Annotated in this window: 1 pseudogene; it reads right to left on the bottom strand. The window is 42.2% G+C overall.

The window, feature by feature from the left end:
* A pseudogene (locus tag F0000_RS27270) lies at positions 1-1,548 on the bottom strand (hypothetical protein); the annotation flags it as partial.

Genomic DNA, 1,548 nt, shown 5'->3' with positions numbered 1-1,548 from the left:
GTAATTATAGAGGTCTCTGCCTCACAGCCTGCGCTATCGGTAACTCTAAACTGATACGTGCCGGCTACAGTCGTAGTAAACGGAAAACCGCCGCCATAGGCAACATAACCCCCACCATTGGTATTCAACTCAAAGGTATTACCGCCATTGCCTCCTGATACTGTAACATTTATTTCAGCATCCGGACTGGCACTACAATCCAAATCTTTGATTAAAGAGGCTGTAATCAGCAGTTCGTCTGCTATCGTAAATGGAATAGCGCCTGAAGAACAATTATTAGAATCGCTAACTAATACACTATATGTACCTGGTGTCAACCCTGGAATCTCAAAGGTATTTGCAGGAGCTGGTGCGCCTAAAAAGACTACTGCTACCGGAGCATTACCATCTAAACTGTATTCATATGGACCAACACCTCCTGTAATAGTAATCCACTGACTCGCCTGATTCGTCGTATCATAACAAGCATCGCCGCCAGAGGCAAGTGCAATCGATGGAGGTAAAGTCTCTCCTATAACTACCGTATTATTAAAATCACAGGCGGCTGCACTGTTACCATCTCGCACAAAAACAGTATATGTACCTCCAGCTAAACCGGTAAAGACATTATTCGTCTGATACCCTACAATAACCACAACACCCACGGCATCTCTCAACTCATATTCATATCCCCCATTCCCGCCAAAAGCGCTAACAGTAATAGTTCCTGTACTTGCTCCACAATCCGCAGTAGTAACATCCGTTGTAAAACCTAAGACCGCAGGCTCGTCTATAACAACCGTATCAGTGGCTGTACAATTTGTTAAATCATCTGTAACTGTAATCGTATAAGTGCCTCCTCCTAAATTGATAATAGGTGTTGGTGTTGTATTTGTATTATTTACCGTAATAGAACCAGCAATCGTACCTCCTGTTATTACATAACTGTAAGTATTAGTGGTCAGATCAATCCCTGAAACACTAAACGATAAAGAACCATCTGTATCGCCAGTACAGGTAGGTTGTGCTGTAGCAGTACCCGTAACTGAAATTGGATCTATCGGTGAAATCGTAATATTCTCTGAATAGATACAGCCGTCTGTTGTCGTTCGCGCCTCAAAGGTATAGGTAGCACCTGATGCAAGAGTATAGCTGTCATTCGTGCTAAAAGCTGTAACACTAACTGCTGGAGCTGTAATACGATACTCAAAACTACTCGCTCCATTGGTACCCGTAGCTGATACCACAACGGTAGAACTTAAAGAAGGACATACCACCTGACTCAAGTTGAAATCCAAATCTGTAACCTCCTGTAAGGGGTCTATTGTCAACTGACCCAAATTAACAGGACAAGCAGATGTGCTGGTATCTCGTATATATAAGGTATATGTACCTGCTGTCAATCCTCCGAAAACACCTGTCGTATTATTGAAATCATTACCATCAATACTATACTCATAAGTCCCATTACCGTTCTGTGGGTTAGAAATCGTAATCTCACCTGGAATAAAAGGCAAACCATTAGAATCACATCGAAGCTCATCTGTAATAGCAATATCTGCTGTGATT

This window comes from Aquimarina sp. RZ0 (assembly GCF_008370685.1).
Taxonomy (GTDB): domain Bacteria; phylum Bacteroidota; class Bacteroidia; order Flavobacteriales; family Flavobacteriaceae; genus Aquimarina.
The sequence above is the reverse complement of the archived record's forward strand: the minus strand, read 5'-3'. Positions and strand labels throughout refer to the sequence as shown.